At 72.4% G+C, this 22,823-nt stretch carries 21 protein-coding genes; 14 read left to right on the top strand and 7 right to left on the bottom strand.

Translation table 11 applies throughout. From position 1 onward, the window contains the following. The first annotated feature begins 59 nt into the window (after window positions 1–59). Window positions 60–2,087, top strand: a complete 2,028-nt coding sequence (locus FH610_RS00865; protein ID WP_139572207.1) for a beta-1,3-glucanase family protein — start codon at window positions 60–62, stop codon at window positions 2,085–2,087. Window positions 2,088–2,139: 52 nt separating this feature from the next. Here the strand turns inward: FH610_RS00865 and FH610_RS00870 are convergent, their stop codons facing one another. The 5 genes from FH610_RS00870 to FH610_RS00890 all read right to left on the bottom strand — a co-directional run bounded on the left by FH610_RS00870 (window position 2,140) and on the right by FH610_RS00890 (window position 7,503). After that, window positions 2,140–3,069: a DMT family transporter gene (locus FH610_RS00870; protein ID WP_205825438.1), complete on the bottom strand. Its 930-nt coding sequence runs from the start codon at window positions 3,067–3,069 to the stop codon at window positions 2,140–2,142. A gap of 88 nt (window positions 3,070–3,157) precedes the next feature. Further along, a complete protein-coding gene (gene casG, locus FH610_RS00875) occupies window positions 3,158–4,813 on the bottom strand; it encodes a steroid-24-oyl-CoA synthetase (RefSeq protein WP_205825439.1) in 1,656 nt (551 codons plus the stop codon). Window positions 4,814–4,914: 101 nt separating this feature from the next. Beyond that, a complete protein-coding gene (locus tag FH610_RS00880; protein WP_139572208.1) occupies window positions 4,915–6,009 on the bottom strand; it encodes a winged helix DNA-binding domain-containing protein in 1,095 nt (364 codons plus the stop codon). A gap of 4 nt (window positions 6,010–6,013) precedes the next feature. After that, complete coding sequence (locus FH610_RS00885) at window positions 6,014–7,045, bottom strand: aldo/keto reductase (RefSeq protein ID WP_139572209.1); 1,032 nt, start codon at window positions 7,043–7,045, stop codon at window positions 6,014–6,016. Between the two features lie 35 nt (window positions 7,046–7,080). Further along, window positions 7,081–7,503 (bottom strand): VOC family protein, encoded by a 423-nt coding sequence (locus FH610_RS00890; RefSeq protein ID WP_139572210.1) that lies wholly within the window; start codon window positions 7,501–7,503, stop codon window positions 7,081–7,083. Window positions 7,504–7,596: 93 nt separating this feature from the next. Between FH610_RS00890 and FH610_RS00895 the strand changes: the two genes are divergently transcribed. Next, the gene (locus FH610_RS00895) at window positions 7,597–8,604 is read left to right on the top strand and encodes a helix-turn-helix transcriptional regulator (protein ID WP_139572211.1); all 1,008 of its coding nucleotides are present in this window, start codon (window positions 7,597–7,599) and stop codon (window positions 8,602–8,604) included. A 24-nt stretch (window positions 8,605–8,628) separates the two neighbouring features. Here the strand turns inward: FH610_RS00895 and FH610_RS00900 are convergent, their stop codons facing one another. Further along, on the bottom strand, window positions 8,629–10,020 hold the full coding sequence (locus FH610_RS00900; RefSeq protein ID WP_139572212.1) for an aminotransferase-like domain-containing protein: 1,392 nt from the start codon (window positions 10,018–10,020) through the stop codon (window positions 8,629–8,631). Between the two features lie 91 nt (window positions 10,021–10,111). On the opposite strand from FH610_RS00900, the gene FH610_RS00905 reads away from it, so the two are divergent. The 12 genes from FH610_RS00905 (at window position 10,112) to FH610_RS00955 (ending at window position 22,039) form a co-directional block, all read left to right on the top strand. After that, window positions 10,112–11,347: a Tm-1-like ATP-binding domain-containing protein gene (locus tag FH610_RS00905; protein WP_139572213.1), complete on the top strand. Its 1,236-nt coding sequence runs from the start codon at window positions 10,112–10,114 to the stop codon at window positions 11,345–11,347. A gap of 1 nt (window position 11,348) precedes the next feature. After that, window positions 11,349–12,179 (top strand): phosphoenolpyruvate hydrolase family protein, encoded by an 831-nt coding sequence (locus FH610_RS00910; RefSeq protein ID WP_139572214.1) that lies wholly within the window; start codon window positions 11,349–11,351, stop codon window positions 12,177–12,179. Window positions 12,180–12,371: 192 nt separating this feature from the next. Next, window positions 12,372–13,133, top strand: coding sequence for an SDR family NAD(P)-dependent oxidoreductase (locus tag FH610_RS00915; RefSeq protein WP_139572215.1), 762 nt, complete (start codon window positions 12,372–12,374; stop codon window positions 13,131–13,133). A gap of 134 nt (window positions 13,134–13,267) precedes the next feature. After that, entirely contained in the window at window positions 13,268–13,399 is a 132-nt protein-coding gene (locus FH610_RS45030; protein ID WP_276607610.1) for a hypothetical protein, read from the top strand. 99 nt (window positions 13,400–13,498) lie between these two features. Continuing rightward, window positions 13,499–14,710 carry an NADH:flavin oxidoreductase gene (locus FH610_RS00920; protein WP_139572216.1) on the top strand — a complete coding sequence of 404 codons (1,212 nt, stop codon included), beginning with the start codon at window positions 13,499–13,501 and terminating at the stop codon, window positions 14,708–14,710. Window positions 14,711–14,712: 2 nt separating this feature from the next. Further along, entirely contained in the window at window positions 14,713–16,389 is a 1,677-nt protein-coding gene (gene casI / locus FH610_RS00925) for a steroid-22-oyl-CoA synthetase (RefSeq protein ID WP_139572217.1), read from the top strand. Between the two features lie 12 nt (window positions 16,390–16,401). Further along, window positions 16,402–17,562, top strand: a complete 1,161-nt coding sequence (locus FH610_RS00930; RefSeq protein WP_139572218.1) for an acyl-CoA dehydrogenase family protein — start codon at window positions 16,402–16,404, stop codon at window positions 17,560–17,562. Further along, the gene (locus FH610_RS00935) at window positions 17,562–18,494 is read left to right on the top strand and encodes a bifunctional MaoC family dehydratase N-terminal/OB-fold nucleic acid binding domain-containing protein (RefSeq protein ID WP_139572219.1); all 933 of its coding nucleotides are present in this window, start codon (window positions 17,562–17,564) and stop codon (window positions 18,492–18,494) included. Before FH610_RS00930 ends, FH610_RS00935 begins: the two co-directional genes overlap by 1 nt. Beyond that, a complete protein-coding gene (locus tag FH610_RS00940) occupies window positions 18,494–19,603 on the top strand; it encodes an acyl-CoA dehydrogenase family protein (protein WP_139572220.1) in 1,110 nt (369 codons plus the stop codon). The genes FH610_RS00935 and FH610_RS00940 overlap by 1 nt, the downstream gene beginning before the upstream one ends. Beyond that, complete coding sequence (locus FH610_RS00945; RefSeq protein WP_139572221.1) at window positions 19,600–20,025, top strand: MaoC family dehydratase; 426 nt, start codon at window positions 19,600–19,602, stop codon at window positions 20,023–20,025. The genes FH610_RS00940 and FH610_RS00945 overlap by 4 nt, the downstream gene beginning before the upstream one ends. Continuing rightward, window positions 20,022–21,209, top strand: a complete 1,188-nt coding sequence (locus FH610_RS00950) for a lipid-transfer protein (RefSeq protein ID WP_139572222.1) — start codon at window positions 20,022–20,024, stop codon at window positions 21,207–21,209. Before FH610_RS00945 ends, FH610_RS00950 begins: the two co-directional genes overlap by 4 nt. Then, on the top strand, window positions 21,206–22,039 hold the full coding sequence (locus FH610_RS00955) for a MaoC/PaaZ C-terminal domain-containing protein (RefSeq protein WP_240808675.1): 834 nt from the start codon (window positions 21,206–21,208) through the stop codon (window positions 22,037–22,039). Before FH610_RS00950 ends, FH610_RS00955 begins: the two co-directional genes overlap by 4 nt. On the opposite strand, the gene FH610_RS00960 is transcribed toward FH610_RS00955, so the two are convergent. Continuing rightward, window positions 22,018–22,785, bottom strand: coding sequence for an SDR family oxidoreductase (locus tag FH610_RS00960; RefSeq protein ID WP_139572223.1), 768 nt, complete (start codon window positions 22,783–22,785; stop codon window positions 22,018–22,020). The genes FH610_RS00955 and FH610_RS00960 overlap by 22 nt on opposite strands. Between the last annotated feature and the right edge of the window lie 38 nt (window positions 22,786–22,823).

The raw sequence follows: 22,823 nt of genomic DNA on the forward strand, positions 1-22,823 counted from the left end.
GTTACTTTACTGAGAGCGCTCTCAAAGCTTGTCTCCGCACCCCCCAGAGGAGCCGAGAGATGCACGTGTCGTTCCGGCGATGGCGGCGGGCTCTGCTCGCCGCTGTGCTGCTGGCCCAGGCGGTCGTCCTCGCCGCCGGGCAGCAGGCGGCGAACGCCGCCGTCACGCAGTTGCCCTTCAAGATCACCAACAACTCCGGCCGGGGCGACGCGACCTACGTCTACGTCGTCGCCCGCTCGGCCGGCCGGCAGGGGTACGTCGACGCCTCGGGGACGTGGCGCGCGTACAGTTTCCCCTCGTCGATCCCCAACGGGCCCGTCCCGGCACCGGACATCGCGATCCCCGGGCCGGGCAACGGCGCCACCACGACCATCACGCTGCCGCCGAGCCTGTCCGGCGGCCGTGTCTATGTGTCGATGGGCGAGAAGCTGCGGTTCTTCCTGACCACGAACGGCCTGGTCGAGCCGGCGCCCTGGGTCGACAGCGATCCGAACGCCGGCATCCTCTACGACTGGACGGAGTTCGCCCGGGACAGCAACGGCGGCACGGGCATCTTCATCAACTCGACCACGGTCGACATGTTCAGCATCCCGATGACGGTCAGCGTCACCGACTCCTCCGGAAACACCCAGACACAGGGCATCCCCGGCAACCGCACCGGCATCCTCGACGCGTTCGCGGGGCTGGGGTCGCCGTGGTCGGGCCTGACGACGACCCGGGCCTCCGACGGCCTCCCGCTGCGCGTGCTCGCGCCCGTGCACGCCATCGCCAAGGGACTGTTCCCCTCGACGTACCTCGACTCCTACGTGAACGGGGTGTGGTCCTACTACGCCACGCACCCGTTGACCGTCCAGACGTCGCTGGGCACCTTCACCGGTACGACCAGTGGCACGAACTGGACGTTCAGGAACGCGTCCGGCGCCGTCATCGGCGCGCTCGCCAAACCGGCCACGGGCGACGTCTTCGCGTGCTCCGGCGGCATGCAACCGCAGAACCAGCCCGACCAGGCGGCCATCCTCGCGGTCGGCGCGCGGGTGTGCGCCGCCCTCAACCGCGCGACGCTGTCGACGGCCGGCCGGGTCATGTACGACACCCAGCCGACGACGGACGCGACGAAGTTCTACGGGCAGTCCGCGTCGAACCTGTTCAGCAAGACGATGCACGCCAACTCGCTGAACGGCCTGGCCTATGGCTTCTCCTACGACGACGTCGGCGGGTTCGCCCCGACGATCGACCAGCCCAACCCGTCGTCGGCCGGGATGACGATCGGAAGCTTCGGCACCGGCGGCGGCACGGGCGGCCCCGGCGGCACCGTGGCCGGTCAGCCGATCACCGGCCCCGGCGGCAAGTGCGTCGACGTGGCGGGCGACGACACGGGCGGCAACGGCGCGCCGGTGCAGCTGTGGGACTGTCAGTCCTACGCCGTCGACCAGCACTACACGATGGTCGGAAACACCCTGCGCACGTTCAACGGCGGCAAGTGCCTCGACGTCGTCGACAACGGCACCGCCAACGGGTCGAAGGTGCAGATCTGGGACTGCTTCGGCGGCGGCAACCAGCAGTGGGTGCTGCAGTCCGACGGCTCCATCAAGAACGGCGGGTCGGGCCGATGCCTCGACTCGCCCAGCGGCGCGACCGGCAACGGCACCCGCCTGCAGATCTACGACTGCAACGGCAGCGCCGCCCAGCGCTGGTCGTTCGCCGGCGGGGCCAACATCGCCGGCCCCGGCGGCAAGTGCGTCGACGTCGCCGGTGACGACACCGGAGGCAACAACACGGCGGTGCAGCTGTGGGACTGCCAGTCCTACGCGAAGGACCAGTTCTGGACCTGGAGCGGGCAGACGCTGCGCACCCTCGGCCGCTGCCTCGACGTGCAGTCGGGCGGCACCGCCAACGGCACGCCGTTGCAGCTGTACGACTGCAACAACACGGGCGCGCAGAACTGGGTGCAGCTGTCCGACGGGTCGATCCAGAACCCCCAGTCGGGCCGGTGCGTCGACGCCCCCGGCGGCGCGACCGGCAACGGCACCCGCCTGCAGATCTACGACTGCAACGGCAGCGCCGCCCAGCGCTTCGCCGTCCAGTGACGAACCGGCCCGGCGGTGCACCCCCTCGCGCCGCCGGGCCGGATCACCCGCCTCAGGAGTCGCGGGCGGAACGGGTGGTGGCGAAGGTGCCGCTCGCGAGGATCACGGCGCAGCCCGCCAGCTGGAGGGGGGAGGGGTGCTCGCCGAGGACGGCCCAGCCGAGGACGAGGGCCCCGACGGGCGTGAGCAGCAGCAGGATGGCCCCGACGTGGCTGGCGAGACGGGGCGCGGCCACGGCGACGAGGAGCCAGCCGAGCACCTGTCCGAAGAGCGCGACCAGGGCCAGCCATCCGACGGCCGTCCAGCCCGGAGCCGGATCGACGCCCTGCCAGAGGGCGCCCGCGGCCAGTGAGGCGACGGCGGCGGCGACGGTCACCCACAGATAGGACTGCACCACCTGCCCCTGCTGTCCTCCCCGCCGCAGCAGGAACAGGAAGCCCGAGTAGCACACGGCCGCGAGCACGGCGTGGACGGTCCCGAGGAGCGGCCGGCTCCCGCCGGCGCCGCCCTCGGCCACACCGCTCGCCAGGACCACGCCGAGCAGGAGGAAGGGCAGGGACACGACGAAGCGGCGGGGTGGCGGCTCGCGGTCCACCAGCAGGGCGAGCAGCGGCACGATCACCACCTGGACGTTGACGAGCACGGTGGACAGCCCGGCGCCGACCTCGTCGATCGCCGCCGTCCACAGCAGCATGTCGCCGGCGAACAGGGCGCCCGCGGCGAGGGTGACGGCCCGGCGGCGCGCCGGCACCGTGCTCTCCCGCCTGCCCTCGCGCCCGCGCTCCAGCAGCGCGAGCGGAACCAGCGCGGGAAGGGCCAGCAGGCAGCGGTAGAACGAGGCGGTGCCCGGTGAGGCGCCCGACAGGTGGATCAGCACGGCCGAGGCCGACACGAACAGCGCCCCCAGCGCCATCGACACGTACGGATGGCCCGCGACCGGGCCGGTCACATTCGCGGTCTGGCTCTCGCTCACACGTGTCATCGGCGTCCCCCGGCGGTCCGGTGTGATCCGTTCCGGCTACCCGGCGGTGCCGGGTTCACGCCTGACGATCAGACGGCGTGCGGGCGTCTCAGGAGTCGGCGATGCCGAGCTCGCGCTTGACCTCCTGGCGGATCACCTTGCCGGTGGCGTTGCGCGGCAGCGCCTCGGTCGTGATCCGCCACCGCGACGGCACCTTGAAGTAGGCGAGCCGGTCGCGCAGGTGTGCCCGCAGGTCGTCCTCGGCCAGGTCGTGCCCGGCCGCCGTGACGACCACGGCGACGACCTCCTGGCCGAGGTCGGGGTGCGGGGCCCCGAGCACGACGCACTCCACCACCGCCGGGTGCTCGGCCAGCGCGTTCTCGATCTCGGCGGGATAGACGTTCTCCCCGCCCCGGATGATCAGGTCGGAACGGCGGGTGCTGAGGCGCAGCCGCCCGTTCTCGATCAGCCCGATGTCGCCGGTGTGCAGCCACCGGTCCTTCCGTATGGCCTGTGCGGTCGCCTGCGGATCCCGCCAGTACCCGAGCATGTTGAACGGGCTGCGGACGCAGACCTCGCCCTCCTCGCCCTCCGGCAGCGGCTTGCCCTCGGGGTCGCGGATCTCCAACTGGACGGTGGCGATCGGACGGCCCAGCGTCCCCGGGGCCTCCTCCAGGTCGGCCGGGGTGGCGACGGCGATCGCGGTGGACGACTCGGTCAGGCCGTAGCTGTCCACCAGGGACTGCCGGGCGACCGGGAACGCCTCGCGCAGCCGCTGCTTGAACGCGGGGGAGGACGGCGCCGAGGCCAGCGCGAAGGCGGTCAGCGACGACAGGTCGTAGCCCGACAGGTCGCCGTGCTCGATCAGGCGGTTCGCCATCGTCGGCACCGCGCCCCAGTTGGTGACCCGCTCCCGCTCGACGAGCCGCAGCACGCGGTCCACGTCGAAGGCGCCCAGGTGCATCACGACGGCGCTGCCGGTCGCGAGGCGGGGCACCGCGAGATTGTGCAGGCTCGCGATGTGGAACAGCGGCAGCGCCAGCAGGTAACGCCGGTCAGCGGGGTTCGTCGGGTCGCCGAACGCCTGGGCCAGCGCGTCGTTCATCCGGTGGTATTCGACCACGGAGGTGAGGTTGCGATGCGTGTGGACCGCGCCCTTGGGACGGCCCGAGGTGCCGCTGGTGTAGATGATCACTGCCGGGTCGTCCTCGGCGGCGGCGTGCGGGGCCAGCGGAGCGCCCGCGTGCCGCTCGATCAGCCGGGGGAGGTCCTCCTCGAGGGTCACGACCGTGGTCCCCGCGGGGGTGAGCGCGGCCCGCTTGGCGTCCGCGATCAGCACCTTCGGCTCCGTGTGACCGAGGGCGTACTCGACCTCCCCGCGTGACCACCACGCGTTGTACGCGACCGCGATGGCGCCGGCGGCCACCGCGGCCCAGAACGAGACGATCCAGCCCGGGTGGTTGGCCGCGTTGATCGCGACGCGGTCGCCGGGGCGCACACCGTGCTCCTCGCGCAGTGCGGCGGCCAGCGCGGCCGCCTGGCGCGCGTGCTCGGCGAAGGTCAGCCGCTCGTGCGCCGTCACGATGTAGTCGCGGTCGCCGTACGCCGCCGAGGCGGCGAGCACCTCGCCGAGGTTGCGGGGCCGGTTCTTGAAGACCGTCATGCGCGCGCCGAGGACCTCCTCCTCGGCGAGCTCGAACGCCCCGCCGGGACCGGTGAGCCCGGCCGTCACCGCCGCCGACGCGAGCCTCGGATCTGTCGACATGCCTATCAGTTCCCCTTCAAGCCGGGATGAGCCGCGAGCCGGAGTCCGTCCGTGCCCGAAATTGTCGGCAAAGGCCGGGCGCGGGATGCCGGAACTCCCGGTCACCGGGACGGCGGGGCGGATCCCTCTATGTTGTCGCCGGACAGGAAGGACTCCAACGACCGCCCCTCCTCGGCCACGGCGTCGCGGTCGGATCGGGAAAGGCGGCGCAGCGGGGTGACGATCACGCGGCCGGCCGAGAGGTCCCAGGTCGCGGCGACCCGGCCGTCCACCAGGACGGCGCGGGCGCCGGCGACCGACAGGCCGCGGTGGGTGTCGTCGACGATGCGGCTGCGGTCGTGGTAGCCGAGGAGCGCGTTGTCGAACGCCGGCAGGAACCGCACAGGCGCGGGGGTGTCCGGGTCGGGACGCGGCGCGCCGGGCAGGTCGAGCAGTTGCCGGCCCCGTTCGTCGCGGAAGGCGACGAGTTCCCCGCGTACGGCTTCGACCGCGGCGGGCAGCCCGGCCAGACCGCACCAGGCGCGCAGGTCGGCGGACGCGGCGGGCCCGTACGCGGCCAGATAACGGCGGACCAGGGCCCGGCCGACCTCGTCGGAGCCGTCCGGACTGAGCGGGGTGACGTCGCGTCCCAGCCATATGGCGAGGGGAACGTTGCGTACCCCCGCTTTGGCGCGCCACAGTCCGCGCGGGGGCAGCTGGGCCATCGGGATGAGCGCGGCGACGAGAAGCTCACCGAGAGCCCGGCGCGGGGGTGCGGGCCAGCGGACGGCAAGCGCGTCGACGAGTTCGGCCATCGTGCGGGGCCGGCCGTCGGCCATGACCTCCCTACCGGCCACCGCCACCTCATCCGGATCGAGTCCGGCGAGTTCGCGGCGGTAGGTGGTCAGCACCCGCTGCCGCAGCATGGTGTCGTGCCGGGCACGCCAGGCCAGTGCGTCGTCGGCGGTGACGAGGTGGACGGTGCGGCGCATCAGGTGGGTGCGCACCACGTCCCGCCCGGTCAGCAGACCGTCCAGGGCCGCAGGCCGGAAGGCTCGCACCCGCGACCACAGCCCGAAGAACGGCTCCTGCGGTTCCTGTGCCTGCATGCCGCACAGGTGCGCGACGACGTCGAGCACCGGTGCGTCAGTGCGGTCGAGCAGGAACTGCCGGGCCAGCGTGGCGCGGTTGAGTGCCCGGCTGTCGAGGACCGTCATGCTGTCAGGCCGCGGCCCGGTCGCCGGCCGGGCGCCTGCGCAGCGCCGGGTGCGTGACGGCCGGCGGATCGTAGGAGATGTCCAGGGGGCCGATGTCGGTCCCGGGCGGGACGATCTCGTCGATCGTGTCGAGGATGTCGTCGCCGAGGGTGATGGTGGCCCCCGCCAGCAGATCCTCGAGCTGTTCCATGGTGCGGGGGCCGATGACGGCGGCGCTGACGTCGGGGTGGGTGGTGGCGAAGGCCATCGCCAGGTGGGCCAGGGACATGCCGGCTTCCTCGGCCACGGTGATGAGCCGTTCGACGGCGTCGAGCTTGCGCTCGTCGGTCAGGTGCCTGGGCACCCAGTGCATGCGGGCGCTCTCCGCCGGGGGAGTGCCCTTGCGGTAGCGGCCGGTCAGCAGGCCCGACGAGAGCGGGCCCCACACGAGCACGCCCAGGCCGTAGCGCCGGCAGACGGGCAGGACCTCCCGTTCGATCCCGCGGTTGAGAATGGAGTACGTCGGCTGCTCGGTGCGCAGGCGGTGCAGAGCACGCCGCTCGGACACCCACTGCGCCTGAACGATCTCCGAGGGCGGCAGGTTGGAGGAGCCGATGGCGCGGACCTTGCCGCTGCGCACCAGATCGGTCAGCGCGGACAAGGTCTCCTCGATGTCGGTGCGGGGGTCGGGATGATGGATTTGGTAGAGGTCGATGTAGTCGGTCTGCAGGCGCCGCAGCGACTGCTCGACCTCGGCGATGATCCAGCGCCGCGAGCTGCCGTGGCGGTTGGGACCCTCGCCCATCCGGCCGTTGACCTTGGTGGCCAGCACGACGTCGTCACGCCGGCCTTTGAGAGCCTTGCCGACGATCTCCTCGGTCTCGCTGTAGCCGTAGACGTCGGCGGTGTCGACGAAGTTGACGCCGGCGTCCAGCGCCCGGTGGGTCATGCGGACGCACTCGTCGTGGTCGGGATTGCCCACCGGGCCGAACATCATGGTGCCCAGGCAGTAGGCACTGACCTCGATGCCGGTCTGCCCCAGCTCGCGCGTTCTCACAGTGATCCGATTCCTCTTCCGCTCTGCCGGGGAGGTCAGCCGTTGTACGGGGCCGCGACGTCCAGGACCCAGACGACGCCGAAGCGGTCCTTGAGCATTCCGTAGAGCGGCGCCCATTGCGCGGGCTCCAGCGGCCGCACGACGGTTGCGCCGACGACCAGCTTGTCCCAGAGGGTGCTGATCTCGTCGGTGTCGTCGCCGCGTACGGAGACGAAGACGGCGTTCTCCCCCGGGTGCCACGGCGTCTGCGACGGCACGTCGTAGGCCATGACCTGGAAGCCGTTGTCCGCGGTGACCTGGCCCCACATCACCCAGTCCGCCTCGTCGGGATTCTGCACGGCGCCCGCGTCCTTGTAGGTGACGGAGACGACGTCTCCGCCGAAGACGGAGTGATAGAAGTCGAGCGCCGCCCGGGCGTCGCCGCGGAAGTTCAGGTGAGTCGTGGTGGTGATGGACATGACGGCTCCTAGTTCTCGATCACGCGTCGGTGACCTCACACTCCCAGGGGTAGAGGACAGGATGTGTCCTCTACTGGAGGCACAATGAATCTCGTGCCGAAGACATCCGCGCGACTGCTCGCGATCCTCTCGCTGCTGCAGACCCGCCGTGACTGGTCGGGAGGGGACCTGGCGGCGCGGCTGAACGTCAGCGCGCGCACGGTCCGCCGTGACGTCGACCGTCTCCGCGAGCTCGGCTACCCGATCGCCACCTTCAAGGGGCCCGACGGCGGATACCGGCTCGATGCCGGTTCGCAGATGCCCCCGCTGCTGTTCGACGACGACCAGGCCGTCGCCCTCGCCGTGGCCCTCCAGACAGCCACCGCGAGCGGCGCCGGCATCGGGGAAGCCGCGGCGCGCGCGCTGACCACCGTGCGGCAGGTCATGCCCGCGCGGCTGCGCCACCGGATCGACGCCCTTCAGGTCACCGCCGTCGAGCGGTCCGCGATCCCGGCCGGTCCGCGAGTCGACATCGGCGTGCTCACGGCACTCGGCGCCGTCGTCCATGCCCGTGAGGTGCTGCGCTTCGACTACGCGGCCGCGTCTCCTCCGGAAGAGGACGACGACGGCGTGCCGGCGCCACCGCGCCGGGCGGAGCCTCATCACCTGGTCACCTGGGGCGGGCGCTGGTATCTGGTCGCCTGGGACCTCGATCGTGAGGACTGGCGTACCTTCCGCGCCGACCGGATCACCCCGCGCACCCCCACGGGGCCGCGTTTCACCCCGCGCGAGCTGCCGGGAGGTGATGTGGCCGCCTTCGTGGCCGGCCGGTTCCGAGGCTCAGGCTCAGTCTCCGGCTCAGGCGGCTCCGGCGACTGGCCCTGCCGCGGCGAGGTGATCCTCGGCCTGCCCGCCGCCGCCGTGTCCCCCTACACCCGCGACGCGGTCGTCGAGGCACTGGGCCCGGACCGCTGCCGGCTCGTCCTGGGTTCGTGGTCATGGGTCGGCCTGGCCGCCGACGTCGGCAGGTTCGACGCCGACATCGAGGTCGTCGGCCCGGCCGAGCTCAAAGCCGCCTTCGCCCACCTGGCACGCCGCTACGCCAACGCCGCCGAGGCGTGACATACCTCCACACACGCGCGGGACTCACTCGAGAAGTTCGACCGCGTGCGCGAACTGCTCCACGGGTCTCCAGAACGGCAGCCGCAGCCGGGAGCGCTGCGCGTTCGAGGGGGAGAAGGCCGGGCCTGCGGTGACCAGCACGCCCCTCCTCCGTGCGCGTTCGGCCAGGGCGACGGCGTCGGTTCCGGTGTCGATCCACAGCGCCGTGCCGCCGTGCGGCGGCGTCCACCGCCACGCGGGGCGCCGTTCCGCCAGGACCGCCGCCGCCTCGGCGAGATGGGCCCGCAGGCGCCGGGTGCGCTCCTGACGGGCCCGATCGGCCTGCGCCAGGAGCTCGGCGGTCACCATCTGGTCGATCACCGGAGCCGCCAGGTCCAGTGCCGCCTTGGCCTGCGTCAACCGCACGATCACCGGCCGCTCCGCGCGGATCCACCCGACCCGCAGCCCGCCCCAGAGCAGTTTGGACGCGGTGCCGATCCGGATCACCGAGCCGGGATCCGCCGGCTCGGGCAGCGGGGGCCGGACGCCGCGGTCGTCGAGGACGAGATCGGCACAGGATCGGTCTTCGATCGTCAGCACGCCGTGCCTGCCGACGATCTCGCTGAGCCGTTCCCTGCTCGCCGCCGGCCAGCTGATCCCGGTTGGATTGTGCGCCGCGGGCTGGCAGTAGAGGAGGGCGGCCCGATGCGCGACCCGTTCGAGGTGGTCGAGGTCGAGGCCGTCCTGCCGTACGGGCACGCCCGTCAGCCGCGCCCCGGCCGTACGGAACGCCTCGATCGCACCCCGGTAGCTCGGCTCCTCGACCAGCACTTCGTCTCCCGGCGCGACCAGGGACGACGCGCACAACCAGACGGCCTGCTGGGAGCCGGACGTGACAAGGATCTGGTCGGGCCCTGTCGGCAGCCCCTGCACGGTGTACTGCTCGGCCACGATCGCGCGAAGACGAGGCAGCCCCGCGGCGTAGTAGCCGTCATCCGCGAGATAGACGTCGAGCTCGCGCAGGTCGACCGCCGAGACGACGTCCCGCACCAGCGACAGGGCGGGCAGCGCGCCGCTGGACAGGTCCAGCTCGACGGGGCGGCGGGTGCGGCCGAAGGACGCCAGTCGTCCCTCGACGACATGATCCCCTCCCGCGCTCCGGCCGCGCCGGATGCGCGAGCCCGACCCCTGCCGGGGCGTCAGCTGTCCCCGCGCGGCCAGCTCGGCGTACGCCTCGGCGACGGTCCCGCGGGACACCCCCAGCGCGGCGGCCAGCGCGCGTTGCGGCGGCAGCGCGGCCCCGTCGACCAGCACGTTGCCGGCGATCAGCTCGGCGAGCGCGCCGGCGAGCGCGTGTGGCAGCGGCACGTCCTCCGCCCGCCACTCCCCGAGCAAGCGGGCCAGCGCGGCACTGTCGACATGTTCCGCACGTGCCATGGACCAATTCTGCGTGATTGGCCTGGCCGATACGGCAGCGGCCGGACATCCTCGACCGTACGCGCAGGTCGATGACGACAGGGAGGTCGCGGTGGCGACGGTGGTGCTGCTGGGAACGCTGGACACCAAGACCGAGGAGTATCGCTGGGTCCGCGACCGGCTGCGCGAGGCGGGCTGCGACGTGCTCCTGATCAATGTGGGCACCTTCGCCCACGGGGCGGAACTGGCCGACATCGGCGCGAACGAGGTGGCGCGGGCGGCCGGCACCGAGCTCGACCGGCTCCGCGACGCCCGCGACCGCGGCGCCGCGATGGACGCGATGGCGACCGGCGCCGCCGTGATCGTCCGGCGGCTGTTCGGCGAGGGGCGCCTCGACGGCCTGCTCTCGATCGGCGGCTCCAGCGGCTCGTCCGTGGCCGCCCGTGCGCTTCAGGCCCTGCCCGTCGGAGTGCCCAAGCTGCTGGTCTCGACCATGGCCTCGGGCGACGTCGGCCCCTACGTCGGAGACGTCGACGTCACCCTCATGTACTCCGTCGTGGACATCTCCGGCATCAACCGGCTCTCGCGCGCGGTTCTCGGCAACGCCGCCGCGGCGGCGGCCGGGATGGCCCAGCGGTACGCCCGGGTGCGGGATGAGACCGGCGACGAGCGGAAACTCGTCGGCGCCACGATGTTCGGGCTCACCACGCCCGCCGTCGACGAAGCCCGTGACTACCTGACGAGCGCCGGATACGAAGTGCTGGTCTTCCACGCCACCGGTTCCGGCGGACGGGCAATGGAGGCCCTCGCCGCCTCCGGCATGCTCGACGGCGTCCTCGACCTGACCACCACCGAGCTGGCCGACGACCTCGTCGGCGGGGTCCTCACCGCCGGCCCCCACCGGCTGGAGGCGGCCGGGCGAGCCGGCATCCCCCAGGTGGTCAGCGTCGGCGCGCTCGACATGGTCAACTTCGGGCCCCGGGACACCGTCCCGGAGAAGTTCGCGGACCGGAAGTTCCTGGTGCACAACCCCACGGTCACCCTCATGCGGACGACCCGCGACGAGATGGCCAAGCTGGGGGCGAGGATCGGCGACAAGCTCAGCCGCGCCACCGGGCCGGTGGAGGTCTACCTGCCGCTGAAGGGCGTCTCCGGGATCGACGTGGAAGGAGGGCCCTTCGTCGACCCCGACGCCGACGCCGCCTGCTTCGCCGCGCTCCGGGACGGCCTGAAGGACACCGGCGTCCCCGTCCACGACGTGGACGCCGCCATCAACGATCCGGGCTTCGGCCGGGCCGCGGCCGAAGCCCTGCACCGCCTCATCCGCGCACGTCGAACTGGAGAATGAGATGAACCGCGAGACAGCTCTCGAACGCCTGCGCGCCACCGCCGGGTCCGGCCGGCCCATCATCGGCGCGGGCGCCGGCACCGGCCTGTCGGCCAAGGCCGCCGAGGCCGGCGGCGTCGACCTGCTGATCATCTACAACTCGGGCCGTTACCGCATGGCCGGGCGAGGGTCGCTCGCCGGGTTGCTTCCGTACGGCGACGCCAACGCGATCGTCGTCGACATGGCCAGGGAAGTCCTCCCGGTCGTGCGCGACACCCCCGTGCTGGCCGGGGTCTGCGGCACGGACCCCTTCCGTCTGATGGGCCCGTTCCTCGACCAGTTGAAGGCGATGGGCTTCTCCGGTGTGCAGAACTTCCCCACCGTGGGCCTGTACGACGGCAAGTTCCGGCAGAACCTCGAGGAGACCGGGATGGGCTACCGGCTCGAGGTGGACATGATCAGGGAAGCGCGACGGCGTGACCTGCTCACCGCCCCCTACGTCTTCGACGCCGAGCAGGCCGCGGCGATGGCCGAGGCCGGAGCCGACGTTCTCGTGCCCCACGTCGGATTGACCACGAGCGGCAGCATCGGCGCGGAAACCGCCCTCACCCTCGAAGAGGCGGCCGCCGCGGTGCAGGAGATGCGCGATGCCGCCGTCGCGGTGAACCCCGACGTCATCGTGCTCTGCCACGGCGGCCCCATCGCCGAACCCGAGGACGCCCAGTTCGTCCTCGACCACACGAACGGGATCGCGGGCTTCTTCGGGGCGTCGTCGATGGAACGCCTCCCCACGGAGAAGGCGATCGCCGCCCAGGCGACCGAATTCAAGAGCCTGCGGCTCAGCCCTGCTTGACGCTCACCACCTGAGTCTGCGGAAATCCTCGACTCGACCTCCTGTGCGGCGGCGGGCCTCCCGGTGACCGGGACGGGCCCCCGGCGCCGTCACAGCGGCAGGCAGCCTGTTCCCGGTGAGCGGGACTGGTCGCTTTCCGTGTGCCGCCTCACACCACTATTTCGGCCCAACGCACGGCGGAACGGAAGACGGATGGGAAGTCTGGACGGAAAAGTCGCGATTGTTACGGGAGCCGGTCAGGGCGTCGGCCAGGGCATCGCGCTCGCCCTCGCCTCGGAAGGCGCGTCCGTGGCGGTGCTCGGCCGCACGACGGCGAAGCTGGAGACGACCTGCGAGCTGATCCGCGAACGCGGCGGGACGGCGGAGCCGTTCCAGTGCGAGGTGACCGAGACCGACGCGATCCCCGCCGTGGTCGAGGCCGTCGTGACCCGGTTCGGCGGCGTGGACATCCTCGTCAACAACGCCTACACCGGCGCGTACGGCCCGCTGCTGTCGATGAGCGACGCCGACTTCCAGAAGGGCTTCCGCAGCGGCCCGTTCGCCGCGTTCGCGTTCATGAAGGCCTGTCACCCCCACATGAAGGCCCGCGGCGGCGGCAGCATCGTCAACCTCGTCACCTCGGCCATGGTCCGCTGGGACCCTGCCACCTACGGCGCGTACGCTGCGGCGAAGCAGGCGCTGCGCTCGCTCACGCGTACGGCGGCCACCGAGTGGGGGCCCGACGGCATCCGCGCCAACAACATCGCCCCGCACGCTCTGTCGCCGGGGCTGAAGCGGTGGACGGAGGCCTTCCCGGAGGAGGCGGAGGCGTTCCGCAAGACCATCCCCCTCGGCTACATCGGCGACTGCGAGCAGGACATCGGCCGCGCCGTGATCGCGCTCGTGGGCCCGGACCTGCGCTACCTGACCGGCGCGACCGTGCCCCTCGACGGCGGCCAGGCCTTCTTCGGCTGAGCCGCCGCATCCCCGCACCACCTGCCGCCGCCGGTTGAGGAGCCCAAGCGGTTGCTTCGTTGTACGGGGTGCCGGTCTTGAGGCAGCCGGGCAGGATACCGACCAGACGGTTGGCGACTTGGCGGAGGGCGACGTTGTCGCCGGCGTCGCAGGACGACCTGAGGGACATCGGCTCCTTTCAGATCCTCGCGACGGCGTGCGCCGCGGTGACCGTGCTCGGCGCCGCGCTGTACCTCGCCGCCGCGTTGGAGGGCCGAGGGGCCTGACAGTCGGATTTCTCCCGGTCAGCGGGATTCGCCGGATCGCCGGCGGGTCCCGCTGACTAACGTCTGGACAGCTTGACGACCGGAGTGGAGGATCCCCAATTGACTCAGGAAGCGCCCCGGACAGCTCCGGACGTGCTCGCCCCGGCGAAGCTGGGGCCGGTGACCCTGCGCAACCGCATCATCAAGGCGGCCACGTACGAGGGGCTGAGCCGCAAGAGCCTCGTCACCGACGAACTCATCGAGTTCCACGTGCGGCACGCCCAGGGCGGCGTCGGCATGACCACCGTGGCCTACTGCGCGGTCGCCCCTGAGGGGCGCACGGACGCGCGGCAGATCCAGTGGACCCCAGAGGCGCTGCCGGGCCTGCGCGGACTCACCGAGGCCGTGCACGCCGAGGGCGCCGCCGTCGCCGCGCAGATCGGCCACGCCGGGCCGGTGGCCAACCCCAAGTCGAACAGGCTGCCCTCGCTCGGCCCCACCCGGCACTTCCACGCCACCACGACGAGCTTCACCAAGGCCGCGACCCGCGACGACCTGCGGCGGATCGTCGCCGCCCACGCCCACGCCGGGAAGATGGCGATCGAGGCGGGCTTCGACGCCGTCGAGATCCACCTCGGGCACAACTACCTCGCCAGCTCGTTCCTCAGCCCGCGGGTCAACCACCGCAAGGACGAGTACGGCGGCAGCCTGGAGAACCGGGCCCGCCTGTCGCGGGACATCGCCCGCGCGGTGCGCGACGCGGTCGGCGACCGGATCGCGATCACGGCCAAGCTCAACATGGACGACGGCGTGCCCGGCGGCTTCTGGCTGGATGAGTCGATCAAGGTCGCGCAGTGGCTGGAGGAGGACGGCTCGCTCGACGCGCTGGAGCTCACCGCCGGCAGCTCGCTGCTCAACCCCATGTATCTGTTCAAGGGCGACGCCCCGCTGCGCGAGTTCGCCTCGGTCATGAAGCAGCCGGTGAAGCTCGGCGTCCAGCTCGTCGGCAAGCACTTCCTGCGCGCCTACCCCTACAAGGACGCCTATCTGCTCGACGACGCCCGGCAGTTCCGCGCCGCGCTCAAGACGATGCCGCTCATCCTGCTCGGCGGGATCACCAACAAGCAGGTCATGGACCAGGCGATGGCCGAGGGCTTCCAGTTCGTCGCGATGGCCCGGGCGCTGCTGCGCGAGCCGGACCTGATCAACCGCATCCAGGCCGACGACACCGTCAGGTCGCTGTGCATCCACTGCAACAAGTGCATGACCGCGATCTACGGCGGCACGCACTGCGTGCTGACCGGCCCGATCGCCGTACGGCAGAAGGGGTAGCGGTGCGCCGGGAGACCATCGCCGACCTGCTGCTCGACCGCCTGGGCGACGACCACCCCGGCCTGCGGACCCGCGAGCGCACCTGGACCTGGGACGAGGTGGTGCGGGAGAGCGCCGCCCGGGCGGCGCTGGCCCGGGCGCTCCGAGTGTCCGATTCTTACCCCGAGGGTCCCTTCCACATCGGGGTGTTGCTCGACAACACCCCCGAGTACATCTTCTGGCTCGGCGCCGCCGCGCTGAGCGGCGCGACGATCGTCGGGATCAACAGCACCCGCCGGGGCGCCTACCTGGAGCAGGAGGTCAGGCACACCGACCTGCGGCTCGTCGTCACCGACGAGGCCGGCCTCAAGCTGCTGGACGGCCTCGACATCGGCGTGCCGCGCGACCGCTTCCTGCTGGTGGACGCCGACGACTACGCGGAGACGGTCGCCGCGCACGCCTGCCAGCCGGTTCGCGACCCGGAGATCACGCCCAAGACGCGGATGCTGCTGCTGTTCACCTCGGGCACCACCGGCGCGTCCAAGGCCGCCGTCTGCTCCCAGGGCCGGCTGACCGGGCTGGGCTACGCCAACTGCGAGAAGTACGACGTGCGGCGGCACGACGTCAGTTATTGCTGCATGCCGCTCTTCCACGGCAACGCGCTGATGGCGCTGTGGGCGCCGTCGCTGACCGCCGGGGCGACGGTCGTCCTCGTGCCCAAGTTCTCCGCCTCCGGGTTCCTGCCCGACGTCCGCTTCCACGGCGTCACGTTCTTCACCTACGTCGGCAAGGCCATCGCGTACATCCTGGCGCAGCCCGAGCGGTCCGACGACGCCGACAACACGCTCGACCACGCCTTCGGCACCGAGGCGTCGCCGGAGGACCAGGCGGAGTTCCTGCGCAGGTTCGGCTGCCGGCTCATCGAGAGCTACGGGTCGAGCGAGGGCGCCGGCATGATCAAGCTCGCGCCCGAGGGCCCGGCCTCCGCGCTCGGCCGCCCGGCGCGCCCGGGCGTACGGGTGGTCGACCCCGAGACCCGCGAGACCTGCCCGCGCGCCGTGCTCGACGCGCACGGCCGGGTGACCAACGCCGAGGAGGCCATCGGCGAGATCGTGGACGTCGACGGCGCGGCGAGGTTCGAGGGCTACTACAAGAACGAGGCGGCCGACGCCGAGCGGGTCCGGCACGGCTGGTACTGGACCGGCGACCTCGGCTACATCGACGAGGACGGCTACATCTACTTCGCGGGCCGGTCGGGCGACTGGATCCGGGTGGACGGCGAGAACATCTCCGCGCTGCTGACCGAGCGTGTGCTGCGGCGGCACCCGCTGATCGTCGCGGCCGCCGTGTTCGGCGTGCCCGACCCGCGCTCCGGCGACCAGGTCATGGCCGCGCTCGAGATCCCCGAGGGCACGTCGTTCGAGGACCTCGGCCTGCCGGAGTTCCTGGCCGCGCAGGAGGACCTCGGCACCAAGGGGGCCCCGCGCCACGTGCGGGTCTCCCACGCGCTGCCGGCCACCGGGTCGAACAAGCTGCGCAAGAAGGAGATGCAGATGGAGGGCTGGCGGACCGGCGACGCCGTCTATCGATGGGCCGGCCGGGGCGCGCCCGAATACACCCTCATGACCGGACAGGACAAGGCCGCGCTGCGCGAGGAGTTCGCCGCCAACGGGCGCCTGCGCTTCCTCGGTCAGGCGTGAAGGAGAGCGGACATGGATCTGCGGGAGAGTCCCGAGCAGCGCGAGCTGCGCCGGGAGCTGAGGGCGTACTTCGCGGGCCTGCTGCCCGAGGACGAGCGGCGCCGCGTCGGCGAGGAGGGCGTCGGCGGCCGCCGGTTCCGCGAGGTCGTGCGGCGCCTCGGCGCCGACGGCTGGCTCGGCATCGGCTGGCCGGTCGAGTACGGCGGGCAGGGCCGGTCGGTCGAGGAGCAGTACGTGTTCTTCGACGAGGTCCAGCGGGCCGGGCTGCCGTTCCCGTTCGTCACCGTCAACACAGTCGGCCCGACGCTGATGAGCCACGGGTCGCCCGAGCAGAAGAAGCGGTATCTGCCCGGAATCCTGTCCGGCGACCTGGTCTTCGCGATCGGCTACACCGAGCCCGGCGCGGGCACCGACCTCGCCTCCCTCACCACCCGGGCGGTCAGGGACGGCGACGAGTGGGTCGTCGACGGCAGCAAGATCTTCACCAGCGGCGCCAACACGGCCGACTACGTGTGGCTGGCCTGCCGTACGGACCCCGACGCGCCCAAGCACAAGGGCATCTCGATCCTGATCGTGCCGACGGACGCGCCGGGCTTCTCCTGGAGCCCCATCCAGGCCGTGGGTGGGATGGTCGTGACGGCCACCTACTACAGCGGCGTACGGGTGCCGGCCGACGCGGTCGTCGGCGAGGTGAACGGTGGCTGGCGGCTCATCACCCACCAGCTCAACCACGAGCGGATCGGCCTGGCCGCGCTCGGCGGCCGGATGATCCAGCTCTGGGAGCAGGTCGCCGGCTGGGCGCGCGACAACGGCGCGATGGAGCTGCCGTGGGTGCGGCGGGACCTCGCCCGCGCGTACGCCCGGCTGGAGGCGATGCGGCTGATGAACTGGAAGATGACCGACGCGGTCGCGCGTGACGCGCTGTCGGGCGCGGACGCCGGGGCGGCCAAGGTGTACGGCACCGAGACCCACATCGACGTGCAGCGCACGCTGTCGGGGATCCTCGGCGCGGGCGGGCGCGTGCGCCCCGAGTCGCCGGGCGCGGCGCTCGCCGGGCAGATCGAGCAGCTGTCGCGGCAGGGCATCGTCAACACCTTCGGCGGCGGCGTGAACGAGGTCCTGCGGGACATGGTCGCCACCCAGGGCCTCGGCCTTCCCCGGGCGGGTCGCTGATGACCGCCTATGAGGACTTCGCCGGACGGGAGATCGTCCCGCTCCGGGAGGGGCCCGACCCGGTGAACGTGCCCATGATCCGGCACTGGGCCGAGGCGATGGGCGACCGCAACCCCGTCCACCTGGACGACGACGCCGCCCGCGCGGCCGGCCGTCCCGGGATCGTCGCGCCCGCGTCGATGACGCAGGCGTGGACGATGCGGGGGTACGCCGCGAGCATCACGGGCTCGGGTGCGGGGCCGGGAGCGGAGGAACTGAACGCGCTGCTGGAGAAGGACGGCTACACCTCGGTGGTGGCGACCGACTCGGAGTTCGAGTTCCACCGGGAGCTGGTCGTCGGCGACCGCGTGAACGTCCGCGAGGTCGTGGAGTCGATCTCCCCGGAGAAGAGCACCGCGCTCGGCGTCGGGCGGTTCGTCACCACGGTCCGCACCTACACCGACCAGGACGGCGAGGTCGTCGCCGTGCAGCGCTGGCGCCTGCTCCGGTTCCGGCCGAAGGCCCCTTCTCCGGAAAAGCGGGCCCCGAAGGCGTTGCGGCCGCGGCCCGCGGTCAACCGGGACAACGCGTTCTGGTTCGAGGCGGCGCGTGAGCACCGGCTGGTTGTCCAGCGCTGCTCCGGGTGCGGGACGCTGCGCCACCCGCCCGGCCCGTGCTGCCCGCACTGCGGCTCGTTCGAGTGGGACGTCGCGGAGGCGTCGGGCCGCGGGCAGGTCTACAGCTTCGTGGTCGCCCACCACCCCCGCCACCCGGCGTTCGAGTATCCGCTGATCGTCGCGGTCGTGGAGCTCGACGAGGGCACGCGGCTCATCACCAACCTGGTCGGCGTGGAACCCGGAGAGGTCGAGATCGGCATGCCCGTCGTCCTCGACTGGCTGGACGCCGATCCCGACCTGTCACTTCCGGTGTTCCGCCCGCAGGAGAACGACTGATGGACTTCACTCTGGACGAAGAGCTCGAGGCGGTGCGTGCCCTGGCCAACCAGATCTTCGCCGACCGCGCCACGACCGAGCGCGTACGCGAGGTGGAGGGCTCGCCGGGCCGCCTGGATGAGGAGCTGTGGGCGGAGCTGGGCAAGGCGGGCCTGCTCGGCATCGCGCTGCCGGAGGAGGCGGGCGGCGCCGGGCTGGGCCTGGGCGCCCTGTGCGTGCTGCTGGAGGAGCAGGGCCGCCACGTCGCCCCGGTGCCGCTGTGGCCCGCGGCCGTCGGCGCGCTCGCGGTCGCCGCGCACGGCACCCCCGAGCAGCGTGAGAGCCTGCTCCCCGCGGCTGCGGACGGCTCGTCGCGGCTCACCGTGGCGCTGGAGGAGTTCGGCCCGGCCGACCCGGCCACGCCGCGCTGCACGGCCCGGCGACAGAGCGACGGCTGGCGGCTGACCGGCGTCAAGGCCGTGGTCCCCTCGCCGTTCGGTGCGGGCCACGTGCTGGTCTCGGCCGCGGCCGAGGGAGTGCCGGGCCTGTTCCTGGTCGCCTGCGACGCCGAGGGTGTCTCCTGGGAGGCCGAGGAGACCACGACGCACGATCTCGCCGGCACCCTCACCCTGGACGACGCCCCGGCGCAGGCGGTCGGCGCGCCGGGGGACGGCGCGGTGGCGTGGACGATCGAGCGGGCGGCGCTCGCGCTGGCGGCCGTGCAGCTCGGCGTCGCCCAGGGCGCGATCCGGCACGCCGTGACCTACCTGTCCGAGCGCAAGCAGTTCGGCCGGCCGCTCGGCACCTTCCAGGCGGTGCAGCACCAGCTCGCCGACTGCTACATCGACGTCGACGCCATCCGCGTGTGCCTGTGGCAGGCGGTCACCTCCCTGCGGGAAGGCGGGGACGCCGCGGCGGCCGTGCTCGTCGCCAAGTGGTGGGCCGGGGACGCCGGGCTGACCGTGGCGCACCGGGTGCAGCACGTCCACGGGGGCATCGGCGTCGACGTCGACTACCCGGTCCACCGGCACTTCCTGTGGGCCAGGCAGATCTCCGGCACGCTCGGCGGGCCGAGCGCCGACCTCGCCAAGCTCGGCGCGGTGATCGCGGCGGGAAGGATCCCCGAATGAACCGGCGAACGTACGAGGAGGTGGCGGTGGGGGAGGAGCTGCCCGCGCTGCCGATCCCGCTGACCCGCACGCTCATCGTGGCGACCGCGATCGCCAGCCGCGACTACCAGGACGTCCACCACGACCCCGGCCTCGCGGTTGAGCGCGGGTCGAAGGACATCTTCATGAACATCCTCACCACCAACGGCCTGGTCGACCGGTACGTGACGGAATGGGCGGGCCCGGCCGCCGTCGTCAAGGCGATCAGGATCAGGCTCGGCGTGCCCAACCACCCCGGCGACACGATGACGCTGACCGGCACGGTCACCGCCAAGCACGACGAGGACCGCCGGGTCGAGATCGCCGTACGCGGCGAGAACGGCCTGGGCGCCCATGTCACCGGCACCGTCGTCGTACGGCTTCCCTCGAAGGTGGCGACATGAGCCGGCTTTCCGGCGCGGCGGCCGTCGCCGGCATCGGGGCCACCGAGTTCTCCAAGGACTCCGGCCGCAGCGAGCTGCGGCTCGCCTGCGAGGCCGTGCTCGCGGCCATCGCCGACGCCGGCCTGAAGCCGTCCGACGTGGACGGGATGGTGACGTTCACCGCCGACACCAACGCCGAGATCCACGTCGCCCGCACCACCGGCATGGGCGACCTGACGTTCTTCTCGCGCATCCCGCACGGCGGCGGCGCGGCCTGCGGCACCGTCCAGCAGGCGGCGCTCGCCGTCGCGACCGGCGTCGCCGACGTCGTCGTCTGCTACCGGGCGTTCAACGAGCGGTCCGGTGTGCGCTACGGCCTCGGCCAGGCGGACCGGCCGGTCGAGACTGCGGCCGACATCGGGGCGGACGGCGCGGCGTACGCGTGGCTCAACCCGTTCGGCCTGTCGACGCCCGCCCAGTGGGTGGCCATGTTCGCCCGCCGCTACATGCACGAGTACGGCGCGACCAGCGAGGACTTCGGCCGGGTGGCCGTGGTGGACCGCAAGCACGCGGCGAACAACCCGGCGGCCTGGTTCTACCAGCGGCCCATCACCCTTGAGGACCACCAGGCGTCGCGCTGGATCGCCGAGCCGCTGCACCTGCTGGACTGCTGCCAGGAGACCGACGGCGGCCAGGCGCTGGTCGTGGTCTCGGCCGAGCGGGCGCGCGACCTGCCGCACCCGCCCGCCGTCATCCTCGGCGCGGCCCAGGGCTCGGGCGACGACCAGCACATGATGACGAGCTACTACCGTCCCCGAATCACCGGCATCCCCGAGATGGGGCTGGTCGGGCTGCAGTTGTACGCGCAGAGCGGTCTCGGCCCCGCCGACATGGACGCGGCGATCCTGTACGACCACTTCACGCCGCTGGTGCTGCCGCAACTGGAGGAGCTGGGCTTCTGCGCCCCCGGCGAGGCCAAGGACTTCGTCGCCGAGGGCAACCTGGAGCTCGGCGGGCGCCTGCCGTTCAACACGCACGGCGGCCAGCTCGGCGAGGCGTACCTGCACGGCATGAACGGCATCGCCGAGGCCGTCCGCCTGGTGCGGGGCACCAGCGTCAACCAGCCGGAGGGAGTGCGCAACGTGATCGTGACGGCGGGCACCGGGGTGCCCACCAGCGGCCTGGTGCTCGGAGCCGGCCGGTGAACGCGGGCGAGATGAACGCTGCCGAGTGGGCCGGCCGCGACCTCGGCGAGCGCACGGTCGCCTACGACGAGCGGGAGGCGATCCTCTACGCGCTCGCCGTCGGCGCCCCGGCCACCGACCTCGACCTCGTCTTCGAGGAGCGGCTGCGGGTGCTGCCGACGTTCGCGCTGACCAAGGCCCAGTGGGCGCCGGACGCGCTCGGCTCGCTGGGCGCGTTCGACACCCGGACGGCCGTGCACGGCTCCCAGCGGCTGGAGATGCGCACGCCGCTGCCGCCGGCGGGCGAGCTGACGATGAAGGCCCGCGTCGCCCGGGTCTGGGACAAGGGCGGCGCCGCGGTCTTCGAGGTCGAGGTGGACAGCGAGTTCTTCCTCGCCGCCTGGTCGCTGTTCGCGCCGGGCCGCGGCGGGTTCGGCGGCGAGCGCGGTCCTTCGGCCCCGAAGCGGCCCGAAACGCCGCCCGCGCGTCAGCTGCGGCTGGACACCTCGCCCAACCAGGCCGCGCTCTACCGCCTGCTCGGCGACCGGCACCACATGCACATCGACCCGGGGGCGGCGAAGGCGGCCGGGATGCCCAGGCCGTTCATGCACGGCCTGTGCACGCTGGCGGCGGTGACGCTGCCGCTGGCCGACGCCGTGGGCGCGCACCCGGCCGGCCTGGCCGAGCTTGCGGGCAGGTTCGCCGCCCCGGTCTTCCCCGGCGACCGACTCGACCTGCGTACGTGGGACGAGGAGGATGCCGTGGCCTTCGAGGCGGCGGTGAACGGCACGCCCGTGCTCACGGGCGGGCGCGCCGTCTTCCGTGAGGCTCAGCCGCCCGTCACCAGGTAGCGGGCCGGGACCTCGCCTCCGCCGTGCACCGGGACGTCCGCCCCGGTGAGGTAGGAGGCGAGGTCGCTCGCCAGGAAGAGGCAGGCGTTCGCCACGTCCTGCGGCACCGCCAGCCTGCGCATCGGGATGACCTCCGACAGCGCCGCGCCGCCGTCCTCGCCGTACAGGGAGGCGGCGGCCGCGGTCCTGATGAGGCCGGTGGTGATGTGGTTGACCCGCACCTTCGGCGACCATTCCAGCGCCAGCGCCCTGGTGAGCATGAGCAGCCCGGCCTTGGCCGCCGAGTACGCCGCCGTGCCCGGCTGCGGGTCCACGCCGGAGACGCTGCCGATGTTGACGATCGACCCGCCGGTCTCCTGCTCGCGCATCACGAGGTTGGCCGGCTGGGCCACGTAGAACGGCGCGAGCAGGTTGAGGTCCACGATCCGCTCGACGAACCGCGGCGAGACCGTCGCAGCGTCGGCGTTCGGCGAGCCTCCGGCGTTGTTGACCAGCACGTCGAGCCGGCCCAGGTGGTCGACGGTCTGCTCCACCAGCCGGGCCGCCTCCGCGGGGTCGCGGATGTCGGCGGCGACGAAGCGCGCCGTCCGGCCGCCCGCCGAGGGCGGCTTCTCCGGCTCGTTCCGCCCGCACACCACGACACCGGCGCCCGCGGCGAGGAACGCCTCGGCGATCACGAAGCCGATGCCCTTGGTCCCTCCGGTGACCAGCACCGCCCGGCCGCCGAAATCCACCGTCACGTTCACCGTTTCCTCCCACGTCTCGATACGACCCAGGGAGGGTA

Source organism: Microbispora catharanthi, assembly GCF_006334915.2.
Classification (GTDB): Bacteria; Actinomycetota; Actinomycetes; order Streptosporangiales; family Streptosporangiaceae; genus Microbispora; species Microbispora catharanthi.

What these genes read in the sequence shown, in the direction of transcription:
- FH610_RS00865 (WP_139572207.1), top strand. Translation starts at nt 60, where the DNA reads ATGCACGTGTCGTTCCGGCGATGGCGGCGGGCTCTGCTCGCCGCTGTG.
- FH610_RS00870 (WP_205825438.1), bottom strand. Translation starts at nt 3,069, where the DNA reads ATGACACGTGTGAGCGAGAGCCAGACCGCGAATGTGACCGGCCCGGTC.
- casG (WP_205825439.1), bottom strand. Translation starts at nt 4,813, where the DNA reads ATGTCGACAGATCCGAGGCTCGCGTCGGCGGCGGTGACGGCCGGGCTC.
- FH610_RS00880 (WP_139572208.1), bottom strand. Translation starts at nt 6,009, where the DNA reads ATGACGGTCCTCGACAGCCGGGCACTCAACCGCGCCACGCTGGCCCGG.
- FH610_RS00890 (WP_139572210.1), bottom strand. Translation starts at nt 7,503, where the DNA reads ATGTCCATCACCACCACGACTCACCTGAACTTCCGCGGCGACGCCCGG.
- FH610_RS00900 (WP_139572212.1), bottom strand. Translation starts at nt 10,020, where the DNA reads ATGGCACGTGCGGAACATGTCGACAGTGCCGCGCTGGCCCGCTTGCTC.
- FH610_RS00910 (WP_139572214.1), top strand. Translation starts at nt 11,349, where the DNA reads ATGAACCGCGAGACAGCTCTCGAACGCCTGCGCGCCACCGCCGGGTCC.
- FH610_RS00915 (WP_139572215.1), top strand. Translation starts at nt 12,372, where the DNA reads ATGGGAAGTCTGGACGGAAAAGTCGCGATTGTTACGGGAGCCGGTCAG.
- FH610_RS00930 (WP_139572218.1), top strand. Translation starts at nt 16,402, where the DNA reads ATGGATCTGCGGGAGAGTCCCGAGCAGCGCGAGCTGCGCCGGGAGCTG.
- FH610_RS00935 (WP_139572219.1), top strand. Translation starts at nt 17,562, where the DNA reads ATGACCGCCTATGAGGACTTCGCCGGACGGGAGATCGTCCCGCTCCGG.
- FH610_RS00940 (WP_139572220.1), top strand. Translation starts at nt 18,494, where the DNA reads ATGGACTTCACTCTGGACGAAGAGCTCGAGGCGGTGCGTGCCCTGGCC.
- FH610_RS00945 (WP_139572221.1), top strand. Translation starts at nt 19,600, where the DNA reads ATGAACCGGCGAACGTACGAGGAGGTGGCGGTGGGGGAGGAGCTGCCC.
- FH610_RS00950 (WP_139572222.1), top strand. Translation starts at nt 20,022, where the DNA reads ATGAGCCGGCTTTCCGGCGCGGCGGCCGTCGCCGGCATCGGGGCCACC.